General features: G+C 40.8%; 23 protein-coding genes. All 23 read left to right on the top strand.

All coding sequences use genetic code 11. The annotated features are described in order from the left end of the window. The first annotated feature begins 216 nt into the window (after positions 1-216). The 23 genes from rpoB (at position 217) to rpsH (ending at position 19,809) form a co-directional block, all read left to right on the top strand. The gene (gene rpoB / locus NSQ40_RS00580; protein WP_018767348.1) at positions 217-3,747 is read left to right on the top strand and encodes a DNA-directed RNA polymerase subunit beta; all 3,531 of its coding nucleotides are present in this window, start codon (positions 217-219) and stop codon (positions 3,745-3,747) included. A gap of 37 nt (positions 3,748-3,784) precedes the next feature. Further along, positions 3,785-7,396: a DNA-directed RNA polymerase subunit beta' gene (gene rpoC / locus NSQ40_RS00585; protein WP_003194339.1), complete on the top strand. Its 3,612-nt coding sequence runs from the start codon at positions 3,785-3,787 to the stop codon at positions 7,394-7,396. Between the two features lie 113 nt (positions 7,397-7,509). After that, positions 7,510-7,758, top strand: a complete 249-nt coding sequence (locus NSQ40_RS00590; protein WP_016116949.1) for a 50S ribosomal protein L7ae-like protein — start codon at positions 7,510-7,512, stop codon at positions 7,756-7,758. A gap of 115 nt (positions 7,759-7,873) precedes the next feature. Next, positions 7,874-8,296: a 30S ribosomal protein S12 gene (rpsL, locus tag NSQ40_RS00595; RefSeq protein ID WP_001142341.1), complete on the top strand. Its 423-nt coding sequence runs from the start codon at positions 7,874-7,876 to the stop codon at positions 8,294-8,296. A gap of 29 nt (positions 8,297-8,325) precedes the next feature. Then, on the top strand, positions 8,326-8,796 hold the full coding sequence (rpsG, locus tag NSQ40_RS00600; protein ID WP_003194344.1) for a 30S ribosomal protein S7: 471 nt from the start codon (positions 8,326-8,328) through the stop codon (positions 8,794-8,796). Between the two features lie 206 nt (positions 8,797-9,002). Then, the gene (gene fusA / locus NSQ40_RS00605; RefSeq protein WP_018767347.1) at positions 9,003-11,081 is read left to right on the top strand and encodes an elongation factor G; all 2,079 of its coding nucleotides are present in this window, start codon (positions 9,003-9,005) and stop codon (positions 11,079-11,081) included. Positions 11,082-11,198: 117 nt separating this feature from the next. Next, positions 11,199-12,389, top strand: coding sequence for an elongation factor Tu (gene tuf, locus NSQ40_RS00610; RefSeq protein ID WP_003205504.1), 1,191 nt, complete (start codon positions 11,199-11,201; stop codon positions 12,387-12,389). A 400-nt stretch (positions 12,390-12,789) separates the two neighbouring features. Further along, positions 12,790-13,098: a 30S ribosomal protein S10 gene (gene rpsJ / locus NSQ40_RS00615; protein WP_001040596.1), complete on the top strand. Its 309-nt coding sequence runs from the start codon at positions 12,790-12,792 to the stop codon at positions 13,096-13,098. Positions 13,099-13,132: 34 nt separating this feature from the next. Continuing rightward, positions 13,133-13,765: a 50S ribosomal protein L3 gene (gene rplC, locus NSQ40_RS00620; RefSeq protein ID WP_003194350.1), complete on the top strand. Its 633-nt coding sequence runs from the start codon at positions 13,133-13,135 to the stop codon at positions 13,763-13,765. A 25-nt stretch (positions 13,766-13,790) separates the two neighbouring features. After that, positions 13,791-14,414, top strand: coding sequence for a 50S ribosomal protein L4 (gene rplD, locus NSQ40_RS00625; protein WP_003194351.1), 624 nt, complete (start codon positions 13,791-13,793; stop codon positions 14,412-14,414). Then, complete coding sequence (gene rplW / locus NSQ40_RS00630; RefSeq protein WP_003194353.1) at positions 14,414-14,704, top strand: 50S ribosomal protein L23; 291 nt, start codon at positions 14,414-14,416, stop codon at positions 14,702-14,704. Before rplD ends, rplW begins: the two co-directional genes overlap by 1 nt. A gap of 28 nt (positions 14,705-14,732) precedes the next feature. Continuing rightward, positions 14,733-15,563 carry a 50S ribosomal protein L2 gene (gene rplB, locus NSQ40_RS00635; protein WP_003194355.1) on the top strand — a complete coding sequence of 277 codons (831 nt, stop codon included), beginning with the start codon at positions 14,733-14,735 and terminating at the stop codon, positions 15,561-15,563. A gap of 60 nt (positions 15,564-15,623) precedes the next feature. Continuing rightward, complete coding sequence (rpsS, locus tag NSQ40_RS00640; RefSeq protein ID WP_000124454.1) at positions 15,624-15,902, top strand: 30S ribosomal protein S19; 279 nt, start codon at positions 15,624-15,626, stop codon at positions 15,900-15,902. Between the two features lie 17 nt (positions 15,903-15,919). Beyond that, on the top strand, positions 15,920-16,261 hold the full coding sequence (gene rplV, locus NSQ40_RS00645; RefSeq protein ID WP_003194358.1) for a 50S ribosomal protein L22: 342 nt from the start codon (positions 15,920-15,922) through the stop codon (positions 16,259-16,261). Between the two features lie 3 nt (positions 16,262-16,264). Then, the gene (rpsC, locus tag NSQ40_RS00650) at positions 16,265-16,924 is read left to right on the top strand and encodes a 30S ribosomal protein S3 (RefSeq protein WP_000529958.1); all 660 of its coding nucleotides are present in this window, start codon (positions 16,265-16,267) and stop codon (positions 16,922-16,924) included. Between the two features lies 1 nt (position 16,925). Beyond that, positions 16,926-17,360, top strand: a complete 435-nt coding sequence (rplP, locus tag NSQ40_RS00655; protein ID WP_016116953.1) for a 50S ribosomal protein L16 — start codon at positions 16,926-16,928, stop codon at positions 17,358-17,360. Then, positions 17,350-17,550, top strand: a complete 201-nt coding sequence (gene rpmC, locus NSQ40_RS00660; protein ID WP_000855718.1) for a 50S ribosomal protein L29 — start codon at positions 17,350-17,352, stop codon at positions 17,548-17,550. The genes rplP and rpmC overlap by 11 nt, the downstream gene beginning before the upstream one ends. Before the next feature lie 20 nt (positions 17,551-17,570). Continuing rightward, a complete protein-coding gene (rpsQ, locus tag NSQ40_RS00665; protein WP_016116954.1) occupies positions 17,571-17,834 on the top strand; it encodes a 30S ribosomal protein S17 in 264 nt (87 codons plus the stop codon). 43 nt (positions 17,835-17,877) lie between these two features. Continuing rightward, positions 17,878-18,246 (top strand): 50S ribosomal protein L14, encoded by a 369-nt coding sequence (gene rplN, locus NSQ40_RS00670; protein WP_000615912.1) that lies wholly within the window; start codon positions 17,878-17,880, stop codon positions 18,244-18,246. A gap of 38 nt (positions 18,247-18,284) precedes the next feature. Then, positions 18,285-18,596 (top strand): 50S ribosomal protein L24, encoded by a 312-nt coding sequence (gene rplX, locus NSQ40_RS00675; protein WP_000558201.1) that lies wholly within the window; start codon positions 18,285-18,287, stop codon positions 18,594-18,596. A gap of 26 nt (positions 18,597-18,622) precedes the next feature. Then, the gene (gene rplE, locus NSQ40_RS00680; protein WP_018767345.1) at positions 18,623-19,162 is read left to right on the top strand and encodes a 50S ribosomal protein L5; all 540 of its coding nucleotides are present in this window, start codon (positions 18,623-18,625) and stop codon (positions 19,160-19,162) included. A gap of 33 nt (positions 19,163-19,195) precedes the next feature. Then, positions 19,196-19,381 (top strand): 30S ribosomal protein S14, encoded by a 186-nt coding sequence (gene rpsN / locus NSQ40_RS00685; RefSeq protein WP_001085700.1) that lies wholly within the window; start codon positions 19,196-19,198, stop codon positions 19,379-19,381. 29 nt (positions 19,382-19,410) lie between these two features. Continuing rightward, complete coding sequence (gene rpsH / locus NSQ40_RS00690) at positions 19,411-19,809, top strand: 30S ribosomal protein S8 (RefSeq protein ID WP_000245511.1); 399 nt, start codon at positions 19,411-19,413, stop codon at positions 19,807-19,809. Positions 19,810-19,839 lie beyond the last annotated feature (30 nt).

Below are 19,839 nucleotides of genomic sequence, written 5' to 3' on the forward strand. Positions count from 1 at the left end.
TGCTTCTCTTGGAAAAGATAGTAAAATCAGCAGATGATGAAACAGAATGATGGTTTTCTTATAGAAGCCATTTTTCTTTTTTGAGCAGATAGAAAGACTCAACGTATCTATCTTTGAGAGAAAAAAGCTGCGCTACTGGCGTTAGCTATATTTATTTGTGATTTTGCACAATTTTTTTGTGCATTTATAATACTCATGATTTGAGGGGTGAAGCAGTTGACAGGTCAACTAGTTCAATACGGACGCCACCGCCAACGAAGAAGTTATGCCCGTATTAGTGAAGTATTAGAGTTACCAAATCTTATCGAAATTCAAACCTCTTCTTATCAGTGGTTTCTTGATGAGGGTTTGCGAGAAATGTTCCAAGACATTTCTCCGATTGAAGACTTTACGGGAAATCTATCGCTTGAATTTATCGACTACAGCTTAGGTGAACCTAAATACTCTGTAGAAGAATGTAAAGAGCGTGATGTGACGTATGCAGCACCACTTCGTGTGAAAGTTCGTCTAATCAATAAGGAAACTGGTGAAGTAAAAGAACAGGATGTGTTCATGGGAGATTTCCCACTCATGACAGAGACAGGAACATTCGTAATTAACGGTGCAGAACGTGTTATCGTTTCCCAGTTAGTTCGCTCTCCAAGCGTATACTATAGTGGCAAAGTGGATAAAAACGGAAAACGTGGTTTTACTGCTACTGTAATTCCAAACCGCGGAGCTTGGTTAGAGTATGAAACAGATGCTAAGGATGTTGTATATGTGCGTATCGACCGTACGCGTAAACTTCCTGTAACTGTTTTGTTACGCGCATTAGGGTTTGGCTCTGATCAAGAAATCACCGAGCTTTTAGGTGATAACGAATACTTAAGCAATACGCTAGAAAAAGACAACACAGATAGCACAGAAAAAGCATTGCTTGAAATTTATGAGCGTCTACGCCCAGGTGAACCACCAACAGTAGAAAATGCGAAAAGCTTGCTTGTTTCTCGCTTCTTTGATCCGAAGCGCTACGATTTAGCAAATGTAGGTCGTTACAAGATCAACAAAAAGTTACACATTAAAAACAGATTGTTTAACCAACGCTTAGCTGAAACATTAGTAGATCCAGAAACTGGAGAAATTTTAGCAGCAGAAGGAACAATCTTAGACCGTCGTACACTAGATCGCATTTTACCTTACTTAGAGAAAAACATTGGATTCAAGACAGCGAAACCAATGGGTGGAGTGGTAGAAGGCGATGTTGAGCTGCAATCGATTAAGATTTATGCTCCAGAGTCAGACGGTGAACGTTCTATCAATGTAATTGGGAATGCAAATATCACTCGTGACGTAAAACACATCACACCAGGTGATATCCTTGCTTCTATTAGCTACTTCTTTAACTTACTATACAAAGTAGGGGATACAGATGATATTGACCATTTAGGAAACCGTCGTCTTCGTTCTGTAGGGGAGTTATTACAAAACCAATTCCGTATCGGTCTTTCTCGTATGGAACGTGTTGTTCGTGAGAGAATGTCGATCCAAGATACAAATGCAATTACACCGCAAGCGTTAATTAACATTCGTCCGGTTATTGCATCTATTAAAGAGTTCTTCGGAAGTTCTCAGTTATCTCAGTTCATGGACCAAACAAACCCATTAGCAGAGTTAACACACAAACGAAGACTATCTGCATTAGGACCCGGTGGTTTAACGCGTGAGCGTGCAGGCTTTGAAGTACGTGACGTTCACTACTCTCACTATGGTCGTATGTGTCCAATCGAAACGCCAGAGGGACCAAACATCGGTTTGATCAACTCATTATCTTCATTCGCGAAAGTAAATGAGTTTGGTTTCATTGAAACACCATACCGTCGTGTTGATCCAGAAACTGGACGTGTAACGGGCCATGTTGATTACTTAACAGCAGATGAAGAAGATAACTATGTTGTAGCCCAAGCGAACATGAAATTATCTGAAGAAGGGGAATTCCTTGATGAAGATATCGTAGCTCGTTTCCGTGGTGAAAACATTGTCACAAATAAAGAACGTATCGATTACATGGATGTATCTCCAAAACAAGTAGTGTCCGCAGCGACAGCTTGTATTCCGTTCTTAGAAAACGATGACTCCAACCGTGCACTTATGGGTGCGAACATGCAACGTCAGGCGGTTCCGTTAATGAATCCGGAATCTCCGATTGTAGGTACAGGTATGGAGTACGTATCAGCAAAAGACTCAGGAGCTGCAGTAATCTGTAAACATCCTGGTACTGTTGAGCGCGTAGAAGCACGTGAAGTTTGGGTACGTCGCTATGTAGAAGTTGACGGTCAAAAAGTAAAAGGCGATTTAGATCGCTACAAAATGTTGAAATTCATTCGTTCTAACCAAGGAACTTGTTACAATCAACGTCCAATTGTAAGTGTTGGAGATCAAGTTGTAAAAGGTGAAATCCTTGCGGATGGTCCTTCTATGGAAAAAGGTGAACTAGCACTTGGACGTAACGTGCTTGTTGGCTTTATGACATGGGATGGTTATAACTACGAGGATGCAATCATCATGAGTGAACGCCTTGTAAAAGATGATGTGTACACTTCTATCCATATTGAAGAATATGAATCAGAAGCTCGTGATACGAAGCTTGGACCAGAAGAAATTACACGTGATATCCCGAATGTTGGGGAAGATGCACTTCGTAATCTTGACGAGCGCGGTATTATTCGCGTCGGTGCTGAAGTAAAAGATGGAGATCTACTTGTTGGTAAAGTAACGCCAAAAGGTGTAACAGAATTAACAGCAGAAGAACGTCTATTACATGCAATCTTCGGTGAAAAAGCGCGTGAAGTACGTGATACATCACTACGTGTACCACATGGTGGTGGCGGTATTATCTTAGACGTAAAAGTATTCAACCGTGAAGATGGCGATGAATTGCCACCAGGTGTGAACCAACTTGTACGTGCATATATCGTTCAAAAACGTAAAATTTCTGAAGGTGACAAGATGGCCGGTCGTCATGGTAACAAAGGTGTTATCTCTCGTATTTTACCAGAAGAAGATATGCCTTACTTACCAGATGGCACGCCAATTGATATCATGTTGAACCCATTAGGGGTACCATCTCGTATGAATATCGGTCAGGTATTAGAGCTTCATCTTGGTATGGCAGCAAGATACCTTGGCATCCATATTGCAACGCCAGTATTCGATGGTGCTCGTGAGGAAGACGTATGGGGTACAATCGAAGAAGCTGGTATGGCAAATGATGCGAAAACAATCCTTTATGATGGACGTACTGGTGAACCATTCGACAATCGCGTATCTGTTGGTGTCATGTACATGATCAAACTTGCGCACATGGTTGACGATAAACTTCATGCTCGTTCTACTGGACCATACTCACTTGTAACGCAGCAACCTCTTGGAGGTAAAGCTCAGTTCGGTGGACAGCGTTTCGGTGAGATGGAGGTTTGGGCACTTGAAGCTTACGGTGCTGCTTATACTCTTCAAGAAATCTTAACAGTGAAGTCTGATGATGTTGTTGGACGTGTTAAGACGTACGAAGCAATTGTTAAAGGTGAAAATGTTCCAGAACCAGGCGTTCCAGAATCATTCAAAGTATTGATTAAAGAACTGCAAAGTTTAGGTATGGACGTTAAAATGATGTCTAGTGACGATACAGAAATTGAGATGCGTGATACGGAAGATGATGATCATCAATCAGCAGACAAATTGAATATCGAAGTTGAGACAACTAAGGAATAATTGGGATAACCTGTAGACTAAAAGGGAGGTAGGCCCCTTGATAGATGTAAATAACTTTGAATATATGAAGATTGGACTTGCTTCACCTGACAAGATTCGTTCTTGGTCATACGGTGAAGTTAAGAAACCAGAAACGATTAACTATCGTACGTTAAAGCCTGAAAAAGATGGCTTGTTCTGTGAGCGTATTTTCGGACCACAAAAGGACTGGGAATGTCATTGCGGAAAATATAAACGTGTACGTTATAAAGGTGTAGTTTGTGATCGATGTGGCGTTGAAGTAACGCGTGCAAAAGTTCGTCGTGAACGTATGGGCCATATCGAATTAGCTGCTCCTGTATCTCATATTTGGTATTTCAAAGGTATCCCGAGCCGCATGGGACTTGTCTTAGACATGTCCCCTCGCGCGCTTGAAGAAGTAATTTATTTCGCTTCTTATGTTGTAACAGAAAGTGGAGATACACCACTTGATAAGAAGCAATTACTTTCTGAAAAAGAATACCGTGCATATCGTGATCGATATGGTAGCACATTCCAAGCTGCTATGGGTGCAGAAGCAATTAAGAAGCTATTACAAGACATCGATTTAGATAAAGAAGTAGACTTCTTAAAAGAAGAATTAAAAACAGCACAAGGACAACGCCGTACTCGTGCTATTAAACGTCTAGAAGTATTAGAAGCATTCCGTAACTCTGGAAATGAGCCATCTTGGATGATCTTAGATGTTCTTCCAGTTATCCCGCCAGAACTACGCCCAATGGTACAGTTAGATGGTGGACGTTTTGCAACTTCTGACTTAAATGATTTATATCGTCGTGTAATTAACCGTAATAATCGTTTAAAACGTCTATTGGACTTAGGTGCACCAAGCATCATCGTTCAAAATGAAAAACGTATGTTACAAGAAGCTGTAGACGCATTAATCGATAATGGTCGTCGTGGCCGTCCAGTTACTGGACCAGGTAACCGTCCATTAAAATCACTATCTCACATGCTTAAAGGTAAACAAGGACGTTTCCGTCAAAACTTATTAGGTAAACGTGTTGACTACTCTGGCCGTTCTGTAATCGTTGTAGGACCGAACTTAAAGATGTATCAATGTGGATTACCGAAAGAGATGGCGCTTGAACTGTTCAAACCTTTCGTTATGAAAGATTTAGTGGAAAAAGGATTAGCACACAACATTAAGAGTGCGAAGCGTAAAATCGAGCGTGTACAACCTGAAGTTTGGGATGTTTTAGAATCTGTGATTAAAGAACACCCTGTACTTCTAAACCGTGCTCCAACGCTTCACCGTCTTGGTATTCAGGCGTTCGAACCTACATTAGTAGAAGGACGCGCAATTCGTCTTCATCCACTTGTATGTACTGCGTACAACGCGGACTTTGATGGTGACCAAATGGCGGTTCACGTTCCGTTATCATCAGAAGCTCAAGCGGAAGCTCGTCTTCTTATGTTAGCGGCACAAAACATCTTGAACCCGAAAGATGGAAAACCAGTTGTTACTCCATCTCAGGATATGGTATTAGGTAACTACTACTTAACACTTGAGCGCGAGGGTGCAATTGGTGAAGGTATGGTGTTCAAAGATGCAAATGAAGCATTGCTTGCATATCAAAATGGATATGTACATCTGCACACACGTGTTGCAGTTGCTGCAAGTTCAGTAAACAACGAAACATTTACTGAAGAGCAAAAGAGCAAACTTCTATTAACAACGGTTGGTAAATTAATGTTTAACGAAATCTTACCGAAGTCGTTCCCTTATATTAACGAACCGACAAATTCAAACCTTGAAAAAGAAACACCAGCGAAGTATTTCGTTGAAAAAGGTGCGAACATTAAAGAGATTATCGCTAGTCGTGAAGAAGTGGCGCCATTTAGCAAGAAAATCCTTGGAAATATCATTGCGGAAGTATTTAAACGTTTCCAAATTACGGAAACATCTCGTATGCTTGATCGCATGAAAAACTTAGGATTTAAATATTCTACAAAAGCTGGTATTACAGTTGGGGTAGCGGATATTCTTGTATTAGGTGAAAAAGATGAAATTCTCCACGAAGCACAAGCAAAAGTGGATAATGTAATTAAACAATTCCGTCGCGGTTTAATCACGGAAGAAGAACGTTACGATCGTGTTATCTCTATTTGGAGTAATGCGAAAGATGTTATCCAAGGAAAACTGATGAAATCCTTGAATAAGCGCAATCCAATCTTCATGATGAGTGATTCTGGTGCCCGTGGTAACGCATCGAACTTTACTCAGCTTGCTGGTATGCGTGGTTTGATGGCAAACCCATCTGGTCGTATCATTGAACTTCCAATCAAATCAAGTTTCCGTGAAGGTTTAACAGTACTTGAGTACTTCATCTCTACGCATGGTGCGCGTAAAGGTCTTGCCGATACAGCACTTAAAACTGCCGATTCTGGTTACTTAACACGTCGTCTTGTAGACGTTGCACAAGATGTAATTGTCCGTGAAGATGATTGTGGAACAGATCGTGGTTTACTAATTGGTGCGATTAAAGAGGGTAATGAAGTTATTGAGTCATTATATGACCGTCTTGTTGGACGTTTTGCAAGAAAAACTGTAAAACATCCTGAAACAGGTGAAGTATTAGTTGGTGAAAACCAATTAATTACTGAAGATATCGCTCATATCGTTGAAAATTCGGGTGTTGAAACTGTAAACATTCGTTCAGCGTTTACATGTAATACTCGCCATGGTGTATGTAAGAAGTGTTACGGTCGTAACTTAGCAACTGGTACAGACGTAGAAGTAGGAGAGGCGGTAGGTATTATCGCAGCTCAATCTATCGGTGAGCCAGGTACACAGTTAACGATGCGTACGTTCCATACAGGTGGGGTTGCCGGGGATGATATCACACAAGGTTTACCTCGTATCCAAGAGATCTTCGAAGCTCGTAATCCGAAAGGTCAGGCAGTTATCAGTGAAATCGACGGTGTTATCGCAGCGATCAACGATGTTAAAGATCGTCAAGAAGTAGTTGTACAGGGTGAAGTTGAAGCTCGTACGTATGCTATTCCTTACGGTGCTCGTCTGAAAGTAACTCCAGGACAGCCTATCAGTCACGGAAAAGAGCTAACAGAAGGTTCTATTGATCCGAAAGAATTATTAAAAGTAACTGATATTACAGCAGTTCAAGAATACTTACTACGTGAAGTTCAAAAAGTATACCGTATGCAAGGGGTAGAAATTGGTGATAAGCACGTAGAAGTAATGGTTCGCCAAATGCTTCGTAAAGTTCGCGTAAGCGATGCTGGTGAAACAGATGTATTACCAGGAACGTTACTAGACATCCATCAGTTCACTGATGCGAATGCGAAGGTGTTACTATTAGGTAAACAACCAGCAACGGCTAGACCGGTTCTTCTTGGTATTACAAAAGCTTCACTAGAAACAGATTCATTCTTATCTGCAGCATCGTTCCAAGAAACAACTCGTGTTCTAACAGATGCAGCAATTAAAGGAAAACGTGATGAACTTCTAGGATTGAAAGAGAATGTTATTATCGGTAAACTTGTTCCTGCTGGAACAGGTATGAATCGTTATCGCAAAGTGGATCTTGTGAAAACAACACAAGATGACATGAATGTAGAAAACGATGAAGTTTATGTGGAACAGTAAAATTTTCCGTCGTAAATTTTGTATAAAAACAGATAATCCTAGTTGACATTATATGAGTCAAAATGTTACTATAAGCAAGGTTGCTCCTGAACGATGCTTTGGAGGATATGTATATGTCTTATCAAAAAGTGTCAACTGCTGAAAATGTAGTCGTTGGTCATAAACGAACATTGGAAGCAATCAAAAATGGTACAGTTAAAGAAGTTGTCATTGCAGAAGATGCTGACATGCGGTTAACCCATGTGATTACTCGTACTGCATTGCAATATAACGTACCCATAACCAAAGTTGAATCAATTCGTAAACTTGGAAAAGTTTCGGGGATTCAAGTGGGAGCTTCAGCAATAGGAATAATAAGTTAAAACTGTTTTTGTGAGGAGAGAGCATTTGCTCTTCCTTGCAAAAACTTTGTTTTCAACTAATAATGAACCACCTGGATATGTGGTCATACAAACATGCGAAGGGAGGATAAATCAAATGCCTACTATTAACCAATTAGTGAGAAATGGTCGTACTGATAAAGTATGGAAATCTAAATCACCTGCGTTAAACAAAGGTTTCAACTCTTTAAAGAAAAAATCAACTGATATCTCTGCACCTCAAAAACGTGGTGTGTGTACTCGTGTTGGTACAATGACTCCAAAGAAACCGAACTCAGCGTTACGTAAATACGCTCGTGTACGTTTAACAAATGGTATCGAGGTTACAGCTTACATCCCAGGTATCGGTCATAACCTACAAGAGCATAGCGTAGTATTAATTCGCGGTGGTCGTGTAAAGGATTTACCAGGGGTACGTTACCACATCGTTCGTGGTGCGCTTGATACAGCTGGTGTTGACAAACGTATGCAAGGACGTTCTAAATATGGTACTAAGCGACCAAAACCTGCTAAAAAATAATAAACTTAAAATGAAAGGAGGAACTCAATATGCCTCGTAAAGGACCTGTTGCGAAACGTGACGTGTTACCAGATCCAATGTACAATTCTAAACTTGTAACACGCCTAATCAACAAAATGATGGTTGACGGTAAAAAAGGTAAATCTCAAACAATTCTTTATAACGCGTTCGATATCGTTCGTGAACGTGCTGGTAAAGAGCCTATGGAAGTATTCGAGCAAGCTCTTAAGAACATCATGCCTGTTCTTGAAGTACGTGCTCGTCGTGTTGGTGGTGCTAACTACCAAGTTCCAGTTGAGGTTCGTCCAGAACGCCGTACAACTTTAGGTCTTCGCTGGTTAGTAAACTATGCTCGTCTTCGTGGTGAAAAAACTATGGAAGAGCGTCTAGCTTACGAAATCTTAGATGCAGCTAACAACGCTGGTGCATCTGTTAAGAAACGTGAAGACACTCATAAAATGGCAGAAGCTAACAAAGCATTTGCTCATTACCGTTGGTAGGATTCAACGTAAAATAAATGTATGCATAAACCGCTTTATTTGTCGCTTATGGAAGTGTGGAGAGGGAGAATGCCTCTCCCTTTCGTTGGGCGCTCGTTTTACATAATGAGGGTACTGGACACTGGCATATGTAACAATATAAAGTGGCTTTTTTGCTACTTAAAATAAAATAATCCAATCCATATATGGAAGGAGCAAGACACCAAATGACAAGAGAGTTCTCTTTAGAAAACACTCGTAATATTGGTATCATGGCTCACATCGATGCTGGTAAAACAACAGCAACTGAGCGTATTCTGTATTACACAGGACGTATTCATAAAATCGGTGAAACTCATGAAGGTGCATCTCAGATGGACTGGATGGAGCAAGAGCAAGAGCGTGGTATCACAATTACTTCTGCTGCAACTACAGCTCAATGGAAAGGTCACCGTGTAAATATCATTGACACTCCAGGACACGTAGACTTCACAGTAGAAGTAGAACGTTCTTTACGCGTACTTGATGGTGCGGTAGCAGTACTTGATGCACAATCTGGTGTAGAACCACAAACAGAAACTGTTTGGCGTCAGGCTACTACTTACGGCGTACCTCGTATCGTATTCGTTAACAAAATGGATAAGATCGGTGCAGATTTCTTATACTCTGTAGGAACAATCCACGATCGTTTACAAGCAAACGCACATCCAATTCAGTTACCAATCGGTGCTGAGGACGAGTTCAATGGTATCATTGACCTTGTTGAAGAGTGTGCTTACATGTACGGTAACGATTTAGGAACAGACATCGAGCGTGTTGAAATTCCTGAAGAGCACAAAGAACTAGCTGAAGAATACCGTGGAAAACTTATTGAAGCGGTAGCTGAGCTTGATGAAGAAATGATGATGAAGTACCTAGAAGGTGAAGAAATTACTGTAGAAGAGCTTAAAGCTGGTATCCGTAAGGCTACAACTTCTGTTGAATTCTTCCCAGTAATCTGTGGTTCTGCATTCAAAAATAAAGGTGTTCAGATTCTGTTAGACGCAGTTATTGACTACTTACCATCTCCATTAGATGTACCTGCTATTAAAGGTACTCTTCCGGATACAGATGAAGCTGTAGAACGTAAGTCTAGCGATGAAGAGCCATTCGCAGCTCTAGCATTCAAAATCATGACTGACCCTTATGTTGGTAAATTAACGTTCTTCCGTGTATATTCTGGTGTGTTAAACTCTGGATCATACGTGAAAAACTCAACTAAAGGTAAGCGTGAGCGTGTAGGACGTATCCTACAAATGCACGCTAACAGCCGTGAAGAGATTTCAACAGTTTACGCTGGTGATATCGCTGCTGCTGTTGGTTTAAAAGATACTACTACTGGTGATACTCTTTGTGACGAGAAGAGCCTTGTTATCCTTGAGTCTATGGAATTCCCAGAGCCAGTTATCTCTGTAGCTATCGAACCAAAATCTAAAGCTGACCAAGATAAAATGGGTACAGCATTATCTAAGCTTTCTGAAGAAGATCCAACATTCCGTGCTCACACTGACCAAGAAACTGGCCAAACAATCATCGCTGGTATGGGTGAACTTCACCTTGATATCATCGTTGACCGTATGCGCCGTGAATTCAAAGTGGAAGCAAACGTTGGTGCTCCTCAGGTAGCATACCGTGAGACTTTCCGTGCTGCTGCGAAAGTTGAAGGTAAGTTCGCTCGTCAATCTGGTGGTCGTGGACAATTCGGTCACGTTTGGATTGAGTTTGAACCTAATGAAGAAGGTAAAGGATTCGAATTCCAAAACAAGATCGTCGGTGGTGTAGTTCCACGTGAATACATCCCAGCTGTTGGAGCAGGTCTTGAAGATGCACTTAAAAATGGTGTACTAGCTGGTTATCCACTAGTTGACATTAAAGCTGCATTAGTTGATGGATCTTACCATGATGTTGACTCCTCTGAGATGGCGTTCAAAATCGCTGCATCTATGGCGCTTAAAGCTGCGGTTTCTAAATGTAGCCCAGTAATTCTTGAGCCAATGATGAAAGTTGAAGTTGTAATTCCTGAAGAGTACATGGGTGACATTATGGGTGACGTAACATCTCGTCGTGGACGTGTAGAAGGTATGGAAGCTCGCGGTAACGCACAAGTTGTTCGCGCTATGGTTCCACTTTCTGAAATGTTCGGTTATGCAACGTCATTACGTTCTAACACGCAAGGACGCGGAACATTCTCAATGACATTTGATCATTATGAAGAAGTACCGAAGTCTGTTTCAGAAGAAATTATCAAAAAAAATAAAGGTGAATAATTGATTTTTATCGATTGTTCAAGTATAACTACTTATGTAAGCTTAGAAAGCGGGACTTAAGTTTCACTTTCTAGTCTAAATATAAAATAACCTATATAAACTAAGGAGGAATTTAGAATGGCTAAAGCTAAATTCGAACGTTCTAAACCCCATGTTAACATCGGTACAATCGGCCACGTTGACCATGGTAAAACTACATTAACTGCTGCGATCACTACAGTTCTTGCAAAAGCTGGTGGTGCTGAAGCACGCGGATACGACCAAATCGATGCTGCTCCAGAAGAAAGAGAGCGCGGTATCACAATCTCAACTGCACACGTTGAGTACGAAACTGAAACTCGTCACTATGCACACGTTGACTGCCCAGGTCACGCTGACTATGTTAAAAACATGATCACTGGTGCTGCTCAAATGGACGGCGGTATCTTAGTAGTATCTGCTGCTGATGGCCCAATGCCTCAAACACGTGAGCACATCCTTCTTTCTCGTCAAGTAGGTGTTCCTTACATCGTTGTATTCTTAAACAAATGCGACATGGTAGACGACGAAGAATTATTAGAATTAGTAGAAATGGAAGTTCGCGACCTATTATCTGAATACGGATTCCCAGGCGACGATATTCCTGTAGTTAAAGGTTCTGCTCTTAAAGCTCTTCAAGGAGAAGCTGAGTGGGAAGAAAAAATCATCGAATTAATGGCTGAAGTTGATGCTTACATCCCAACTCCAGAACGTGAAACTGACAAACCATTCTTAATGCCTATCGAGGATGTATTCTCTATCACAGGTCGTGGTACAGTTGCAACTGGTCGTGTAGAGCGTGGAGTAGTTAAAGTTGGTGACGTAGTAGAAATCATCGGTCTTGCTGAAGAGAACGCTTCTACAACTGTAACTGGTGTAGAAATGTTCCGTAAACTTCTTGACCAAGCTCAAGCTGGAGACAACATTGGTGCTCTACTTCGTGGGGTTGCTCGTGAAGACATCCAACGTGGACAAGTTCTTGCTAAAAGCGGTTCTGTAAAAGCTCATGCTAAATTCAAAGCTGAAGTTTTCGTATTATCTAAAGAAGAAGGTGGACGTCACACTCCATTCTTCGCTAACTACCGTCCGCAATTCTATTTCCGTACAACTGACGTAACTGGTATCATCCAATTACCAGAAGGTACTGAAATGGTAATGCCTGGTGACAACATCGAAATGACTATCGAACTTATCGCTCCAATCGCAATCGAAGAGGGAACTAAATTCTCTATTCGTGAAGGTGGACGTACAGTAGGTTACGGTGTAGTTGCTACAATCGTTGCTGAATAATCTTTAAATAGATTATTAAAAACTCAAGGGATTCTCCCTTGAGTTTTTTTATTGCTTGTTTATATAGAAGAAAGAGGTGCATTTTCTATTTTTGAATGAGTTTCTTCTATAGTATATAAAACGAAAGTAACGACCAAAAATTGTAAGTTAAATGAGAGTAGATGAAAACTTGAAATTCTTTAAAGTGCCATGTATAATAGCAAAAGTAGAGAAAAGTAGATGCAAACAAAAAGATGCTTGCATCTAGACGAATAACATTGTATAATAGACAATGTTGGTCTTTGACTGCGATGAAGTGGAAGGTTGCTGACACACCCGGCCGCTTTGCCATGGCATGGTGTGGGGAAATTTCCATGGAGAAGGTCTATTTTAGAAATAGGCGAACGAAGGAGGGAAAATAATGGCAAAAGAAAAAATCCGTATCCGTTTAAAAGCTTACGATCACCGTATTCTTGATCAGTCAGCTGAGAAAATTGTAGAAACAGCTAAGCGTTCTGGGGCAACAGTTTCTGGTCCGATCCCATTACCAACTGAAAAAACTGTTTACACAATTCTTCGTGCTGTTCATAAGTACAAAGATTCTCGTGAGCAATTCGAAATGCGCACGCACAAACGTCTAATCGACATCGTGAGTCCTACTCCGCAAACAGTAGATTCATTAATGCGTTTAGACTTACCATCTGGTGTAGATATCGAAATCAAATTATAATTTATATAACTTAAAAATGTAGGAGGTGTAACTCATGACCAAAGGAATCTTAGGAAGAAAGATCGGTATGACTCAAGTATTTGCTGAAAACGGTGAGTTAATCCCAGTAACAGTAATCGCTGCGACTCCAAACGTTGTTCTTCAAAAGAAAACAACAGAAACTGACGGCTATAATGCAATTCAGTTAGGATTTGACGATAAACGTGAAAAGTTAACTAACAAACCTGAACAAGGCCACACTGCTAAAGCATCTACTACTCCTAAGCGCTTCATTCGCGAAATCCGCGATGCAGACGTGGACGGATTAGAGGTTGGTCAAGAGGTAAAAGTTGAAGTTTTCACTGCAGGTGAAATCGTTGACGTAACAGGAATTTCTAAAGGTAAAGGTTTCCAAGGTGTTATTAAACGCCACGGACAATCTCGCGGACCTATGTCTCATGGTTCTCGCTATCACCGTCGTCCTGGTTCAATGGGCCCAGTTGCTCCGAACCGTGTATTCAAAGGTAAAAAACTTGCTGGACGTATGGGTGGAGACCAAGTTACAATCCAAAACTTAGAAATCGTTCAAGTTGACGCTGAGCGCAACTTATTACTAGTAAAAGGTAACGTTCCAGGTGCTAAGAAATCTCTTGTAGTTGTTCAAGGCGCTGTGAAGGTTAGTAAATAATTCACAATAGGAAGGAGGAATTCCAATGCCAAAAGTTACTGTATATAACCAAACTGGTTCACAGGTTGGTGAAATCGAATTAGCTGAAGCTATTTTCGGTATCGAACCAAATGAAGCTGTACTTTTCGAAGCTGTAATGATGCAACGTGCATCTTTACGTCAAGGTACACACAAAGTAAAAACTCGCTCTGAAGTGCGCGGTGGTGGTCGTAAACCATGGCGTCAAAAAGGAACTGGACGTGCTCGTCAAGGTTCTATCCGCTCTCCTCAATGGCGTGGTGGTGGTACGGTATTCGGACCTACACCAAGAAGCTATGCTTACAAACTTCCTAAGAAAGTTCGTCGCTTAGCTATTAAATCTGCATTAGCTACTAAAGTAGTTGAGAACAACATTGTAGTTCTTGAAGACCTAGTGTTAAATGCACCAAAAACAAAAGACATGGTAGCAGTACTTAAAGGATTAACTGTAGAGAAGAAAGCTCTTATCGTAACTGCTGATGCAAACGAAGCTGTAGAGTTATCTGCTCGCAATATTCCTGGAGTAACAGTAATCACTGCTGATGGCGTAAACGTTTTAGACGTGCTTCATCATGATAAGCTAATCATGACAAAAGCGGCAGTGGAAAAAGTAGAGGAGGTGCTTGCATAATGAGAGATCCTCGTGATATCATTAAGCGCCCAGTTATCACTGAACGTTCTATGGAAATGATGGCTGAAAAAAAATACACGTTCGATGTGGACGTTAAATCTAATAAAACAGAAGTTAAAGACGCTGTAGAAGCGATCTTTGGTGTTAATGTAGACAAAGTAAATATCATGAACTACAAGCCGAAAGCAAAACGCGTTGGTCGTCACGCTGGTTTTACTAACCGTCGTCGTAAAGCAATCGTTAAGCTAACTGCTGACAGCAAAGAAATCGAAATCTTCCAAGGTGTTTAATTCTTACTAAAGAAGGAGGGAAATTGAGATGGCAATTAAGAAGTATAAACCAACTACTAACGGTCGTCGTAATATGACAACGAATGATTTCGCTGAAATTACGACTGACAGACCGGAAAAGTCTTTACTTGCGCCTTTAAGCAAAAAGGCTGGTCGTAATAACCAAGGTAAAATTACTGTACGTCACCAAGGTGGCGGACATAAGCGTCAATACCGTATCATCGACTTTAAACGTAACAAAGATGGAATTCCAGGACGCGTTGCTACGATCGAATACGATCCAAACCGCTCTGCGAATATCGCATTAATTAACTACGTTGACGGTGAAAAACGTTACATCCTTGCTCCTAAAAACTTAGAAGTAGGTATGGAAGTTATGTCTGGCGCTGAAGCTGACATTAAAATCGGTAACGCATTACCATTAATCAACATTCCAGTAGGTACTGTTGTTCATAACATTGAGCTTAAGCCTGGTCGTGGCGGACAATTAGTTCGTTCTGCTGGTACATCTGCTCAAGTACTTGGTAAAGAAGGAAAATACGTACTTGTACGTTTAACTTCTGGTGAAGTGCGTTTAGTATTATCTGCTTGTCGCGCTACAGTCGGTCAAGTAGGTAACGAACAACATGAACTTATCAAAATCGGTAAAGCGGGTCGCTCTCGCTGGTTAGGTAAGCGCCCAACAGTTCGTGGTTCTGTAATGAACCCAGTTGATCACCCACACGGTGGTGGTGAAGGACGCTCTCCAATCGGACGTAAGTCTCCAATGTCTCCATGGGGTAAACCAACTCTTGGATTCAAGACTCGTAAGAAAAATAAAGCGTCTGATAAATTTATCGTTCGTCGTCGTAAAAAATAATGGGATTGTAGTACGGTTCATTTCTAGAACCGTACGCCAATCACGAAGGGAGGCACCACAATGGCTCGTAGCTTAAAAAAAGGACCATTTGTCGATGATCACTTAATGAGCAAAATGGAAAAATTAGTTGCATCTGAGCAAAAACAAGTTGTTAAAACTTGGTCTCGCCGTTCAACAATCTTCCCTCAGTTCATCGGTCATACAATTGCTGTATATGATGGTCGTAAACACGTACCTGTGTACATCACTGAGGATATGGTTGGCCATAAGTTAGGTGAATTCGCACCAACTCGTACGTACAAAGGTCACCTTGCTGACGATAAGAAAACTAGAAGATAATGAGAGGAGGCACTTCAATGCAAGCTAAAGCAGTAGCGAGAACAGTTCGTATTGCTCCTCGTAAAGTTCGTTTAGTTGTAGACTTAATCCGAGGTAAGCAAGTGGGTGAAGCGATTGCTATCCTTAACCACACACCAAAAACTGCTTCTCCAGTTGTAGAGAAAGTTTTAAAATCTGCAATCGCAAATGCAGAGCACAATTACGAAATGGACATTAACAACCTAGTTGTTGAAACAGTTTTCGTTGACGAAGGTCCAACGTTGAAACGTTTCCGTCCACGTGCAATGGGTCGTGCAAGCCAAATTAACAAACGCACAAGCCACATTACAGTTGTGGTATCAGAAAAGAAGGAGGGATAATCGATGGGTCAGAAGGTTAATCCAATTGGTCTTCGTGTCGGTGTTATCCGTGACTGGGAATCTCGTTGGTTCGCTGAAAAAGATTACGCTACATTATTACATGAAGACATCAAAATCCGTGAGTACATTACTGTACGCTTAAAAGATTCTGCTGTTGCTAAAGTAGAGATCGAACGTGCAGCAAATCGTGTAAATGTTACAATTCACACTGCAAAACCTGGTATGGTAATTGGTAAAGGTGGTACAGAAGTTGAAGCACTTCGTAAAGCTCTTAACCAATTAACAGGCAAGCGTGTACACATCAACATCTTAGAAGTTAAGAGAGCTGATCTTAACGCTAAATTAGTAGGCGAAAACATCGCTCGTCAATTAGAAAACCGTGTATCTTTCCGTCGTGCACAGAAGCAAGTAATTCAACGTGCTATGCGTGCAGGAGCTAAAGGTATTAAAACACAGGTTTCTGGTCGTCTTGGCGGAGCTGATATCGCTCGTGCAGAATCTTACAGTGAAGGAACTGTTCCACTTCATACACTTCGCGCTGATATTGACTATGCAGCAGTTGAAGCTGATACAACATACGGTAAATTAGGCGTAAAAGTATGGATCTACCGTGGAGAAGTCCTTCCTACAAAAAAGAAAGCTTCTGAGGAAGGAGGAAAATAATATGTTAATGCCTAAACGCGTAAAATATCGTAGAGAGCATCGTGGTAAAATGCGTGGTCGTGCAAAAGGTGGAGCTGAAATTGCTTTCGGTGAATTCGGTTTACAAGCACAAGCTGCTTCATGGATTACAAACCGTCAAATCGAAGCTGCTCGTCGTGCAATGACTCGTTACATGAAACGTGGCGGTAAAGTATGGATTAAAATTTTCCCTTCTAAGCCTTACACTGCAAAACCTCTAGAAGTACGTATGGGTTCCGGTAAAGGGGCACCAGAAGGCTGGGTAGCAGTAGTAAAACCTGGGAAAATTATGTTCGAAATCGCGGGTGTATCTGAAGAGGTAGCACGCGAAGCATTACGTCTTGCAGCTCACAAATTACCAGTGAAATGTAAATTCGTAAAACGTGAAGAAAATGGTGGTGAATCTAATGAAAACTAATGATATTCGTGAATTAACCACTGCCGAAATCGAAACAAAAGTTAAAGCTTTAAAGGAAGAGTTGTTTAATCTTCGCTTCCAACTTGCTACAGGACAATTAGAGAATCCAACTCGCATCCGTGAAGTGCGTAAAGCAATTGCTCGTATGAAAACTGTAGTTCGTGAAAGAGAGATCGGAATTAATCGATAAATTGAGGGGAGGTTTGCATAGTGAGCGAACGTAACCAACGCAAAGTTTATACTGGTCGTGTAGTGTCTGACAAAATGGACAAAACGATTACAGTTTTAGTTGAAACTTACAAAACTCATTCCTTGTACGGAAAACGTGTTAAGTATTCTAAAAAGTACAAAGCCCATGATGAGCAAAACCAAGCAAAAATTGGCGATATCGTAAAAATCATGGAAACTCGCCCGCTTTCTGCTACTAAGCGTTTCCGTTTAGTTGAAATCGTTGAAGAAGCGGTTATTATCTAAATAGACGAATCGGAATTTTTAGTCCGAAGGGAGGTTTCATAACATGATCCAACAAGAATCTCGTTTGAAAGTTGCTGACAATTCTGGTGCACGTGAACTTTTAACAATTAAAGTATTAGGCGGCTCTGGTCGTAAATATGCTAACATTGGTGATATTATCGTTGCTACGGTAAAACAAGCAACACCAGGTGGCGTTGTTAAAAAAGGTGACGTTGTTAAGGCAGTAGTGGTACGTACGAAGAGCGGAGCTCGTCGTCCGGACGGTTCTTACATTAAATTTGATGAAAACGCAGCGGTTATCATTAAAGACGATAAGAGCCCACGTGGTACTCGTATTTTTGGACCAGTAGCTCGTGAATTACGTGATAGCAACTTCATGAAGATCGTTTCTTTAGCTCCAGAAGTTCTATAATTTAAGGTATTGCCTTGCTAAGGAGGTGCAGAATTAAGATGCATGTAAAAAAAGGTGATAAAGTACAGGTAATCACTGGTAAAGACAAAGGAAAACAAGGTGTTATCCTTGTGGCTTTCCCAAAGCAAAACCGTGTTATCGTTGAGGGTGTTAACATCGTTAAAAAACACTCTAAGCCATCTCAATTAAATCCACAAGGTGGAATTATTACGAAAGAAGCACCTATTCACGTTTCTAATGTTATGGTATTAGATCCGAAAACAGGCGAACCTACTCGTGTAGGCTTCAAAGTAGAAGATGGTAAAAAAGTTCGTATTGCAAAAAAATCTGGTGAATTATTAGATAAATAATTTTCTTAAGAAAGGAGGTCACTTCATTGAATCGCCTTAAAGAGAAGTTCCAAAAGGAAATTACTCCTGCTCTAGTGAGCAAGTTTAACTATAAATCTGTGATGGAAGTACCGAAAATCGAAAAGATCGTAATCAACACTGGTGTTGGTGACGCGGTATCTAACTCAAAAGCTTTAGACAATGCAGTAGAAGAATTAACGCATATCGCAGGTCAAAAACCTGTTGTAACTCGCGCTAAAAAATCAATCGCTGGTTTCCGTCTTCGTGAAGGTATGCCAATCGGTGCAAAAGTAACTTTACGCGGTGAGCAAATGTATGAGTTCTTCGACAAATTAGTATCAGTTTCTTTACCACGTGTGCGTGATTTCCGTGGTGTTTCTAAGAAATCATTCGACGGTCGTGGTAACTACACATTAGGTGTTAAAGAGCAACTAATTTTCCCTGAGATTGATTATGATAAAGTAAGTAAAGTCCGTGGTATGGACATCGTAATCGTTACTACAGCGAAAACTGATGAAGAAGCTCGTGAACTTTTAACACAATTCGGTATGCCATTCCAAAAATAATGGAAGCCAACGCTAAGTAGAGGAGGCGAAAACGTGGCTAAAAAATCTATGATCGCGAAACAAAAGCGTACTCCTAAGTTTAAAGTACAAGAGTATACACGTTGCGAACGCTGCGGTCGTCCGCATTCTGTATACCGCAAATTTAAGCTTTGCCGTATTTGTTTCCGTGAACTTGCATATAAAGGTCAAATTCCTGGTGTTAAAAAAGCTAGTTGGTAAAACCCACAAATGGGAAGGAGGTAAAACACATGGTGATGACAGATCCAATTGCAGACATGCTTACTCGCATCCGTAATGCGAACATGGTACGTCATGAGAAATTAGAGGTTCCTGCTTCTAAAATCAAAAAAGAGATCGCTGAACTTTTAAAACGTGAAGGTTTCATTCGTGATGTAGAATACATCGAGGATAACAAACAAGGTATCCTTCGTATTTTCCTGAAATATGGTGCAAACAATGAACGTGTAATCACTGGATTAAAACGTATCAGTAAACCTGGCTTACGCGTTTACGCTAAAGCTGACGAAGTACCACGTGTACTTAACGGATTAGGTATCGCTCTTGTTTCTACATCTAAGGGAGTAATGACAGACAAAGATGCTCGTCAATTACAAACTGGTGGAGAAGTAGTAGCATACGTTTGGTAATATATATTTAAAACGAACGGAGGTGTGACC

This window comes from Bacillus sp. FSL K6-6038 (assembly GCF_038050455.1).
Lineage (GTDB): Bacteria > Bacillota > Bacilli > Bacillales > Bacillaceae_G > Bacillus_A > Bacillus_A pseudomycoides.

Coding starts and splice junctions, on each gene's coding strand:
- rplP (WP_016116953.1), top strand. CDS start 16,926: ATGTTAATGCCTAAACGCGTAAAATATCGTAGAGAGCATCGTGGTAAA.
- rpsS (WP_000124454.1), top strand. CDS start 15,624: ATGGCTCGTAGCTTAAAAAAAGGACCATTTGTCGATGATCACTTAATG.
- rplX (WP_000558201.1), top strand. CDS start 18,285: ATGCATGTAAAAAAAGGTGATAAAGTACAGGTAATCACTGGTAAAGAC.
- rpsC (WP_000529958.1), top strand. CDS start 16,265: ATGGGTCAGAAGGTTAATCCAATTGGTCTTCGTGTCGGTGTTATCCGT.
- rpmC (WP_000855718.1), top strand. CDS start 17,350: ATGAAAACTAATGATATTCGTGAATTAACCACTGCCGAAATCGAAACA.
- rplV (WP_003194358.1), top strand. CDS start 15,920: ATGCAAGCTAAAGCAGTAGCGAGAACAGTTCGTATTGCTCCTCGTAAA.
- rplC (WP_003194350.1), top strand. CDS start 13,133: ATGACCAAAGGAATCTTAGGAAGAAAGATCGGTATGACTCAAGTATTT.
- NSQ40_RS00590 (WP_016116949.1), top strand. CDS start 7,510: ATGTCTTATCAAAAAGTGTCAACTGCTGAAAATGTAGTCGTTGGTCAT.
- rplN (WP_000615912.1), top strand. CDS start 17,878: ATGATCCAACAAGAATCTCGTTTGAAAGTTGCTGACAATTCTGGTGCA.
- rplD (WP_003194351.1), top strand. CDS start 13,791: ATGCCAAAAGTTACTGTATATAACCAAACTGGTTCACAGGTTGGTGAA.
- rpsH (WP_000245511.1), top strand. CDS start 19,411: ATGGTGATGACAGATCCAATTGCAGACATGCTTACTCGCATCCGTAAT.
- rpsG (WP_003194344.1), top strand. CDS start 8,326: ATGCCTCGTAAAGGACCTGTTGCGAAACGTGACGTGTTACCAGATCCA.
- tuf (WP_003205504.1), top strand. CDS start 11,199: ATGGCTAAAGCTAAATTCGAACGTTCTAAACCCCATGTTAACATCGGT.
- rpsL (WP_001142341.1), top strand. CDS start 7,874: ATGCCTACTATTAACCAATTAGTGAGAAATGGTCGTACTGATAAAGTA.
- rplW (WP_003194353.1), top strand. CDS start 14,414: ATGAGAGATCCTCGTGATATCATTAAGCGCCCAGTTATCACTGAACGT.
- fusA (WP_018767347.1), top strand. CDS start 9,003: ATGACAAGAGAGTTCTCTTTAGAAAACACTCGTAATATTGGTATCATG.
- rpsJ (WP_001040596.1), top strand. CDS start 12,790: ATGGCAAAAGAAAAAATCCGTATCCGTTTAAAAGCTTACGATCACCGT.
- rplB (WP_003194355.1), top strand. CDS start 14,733: ATGGCAATTAAGAAGTATAAACCAACTACTAACGGTCGTCGTAATATG.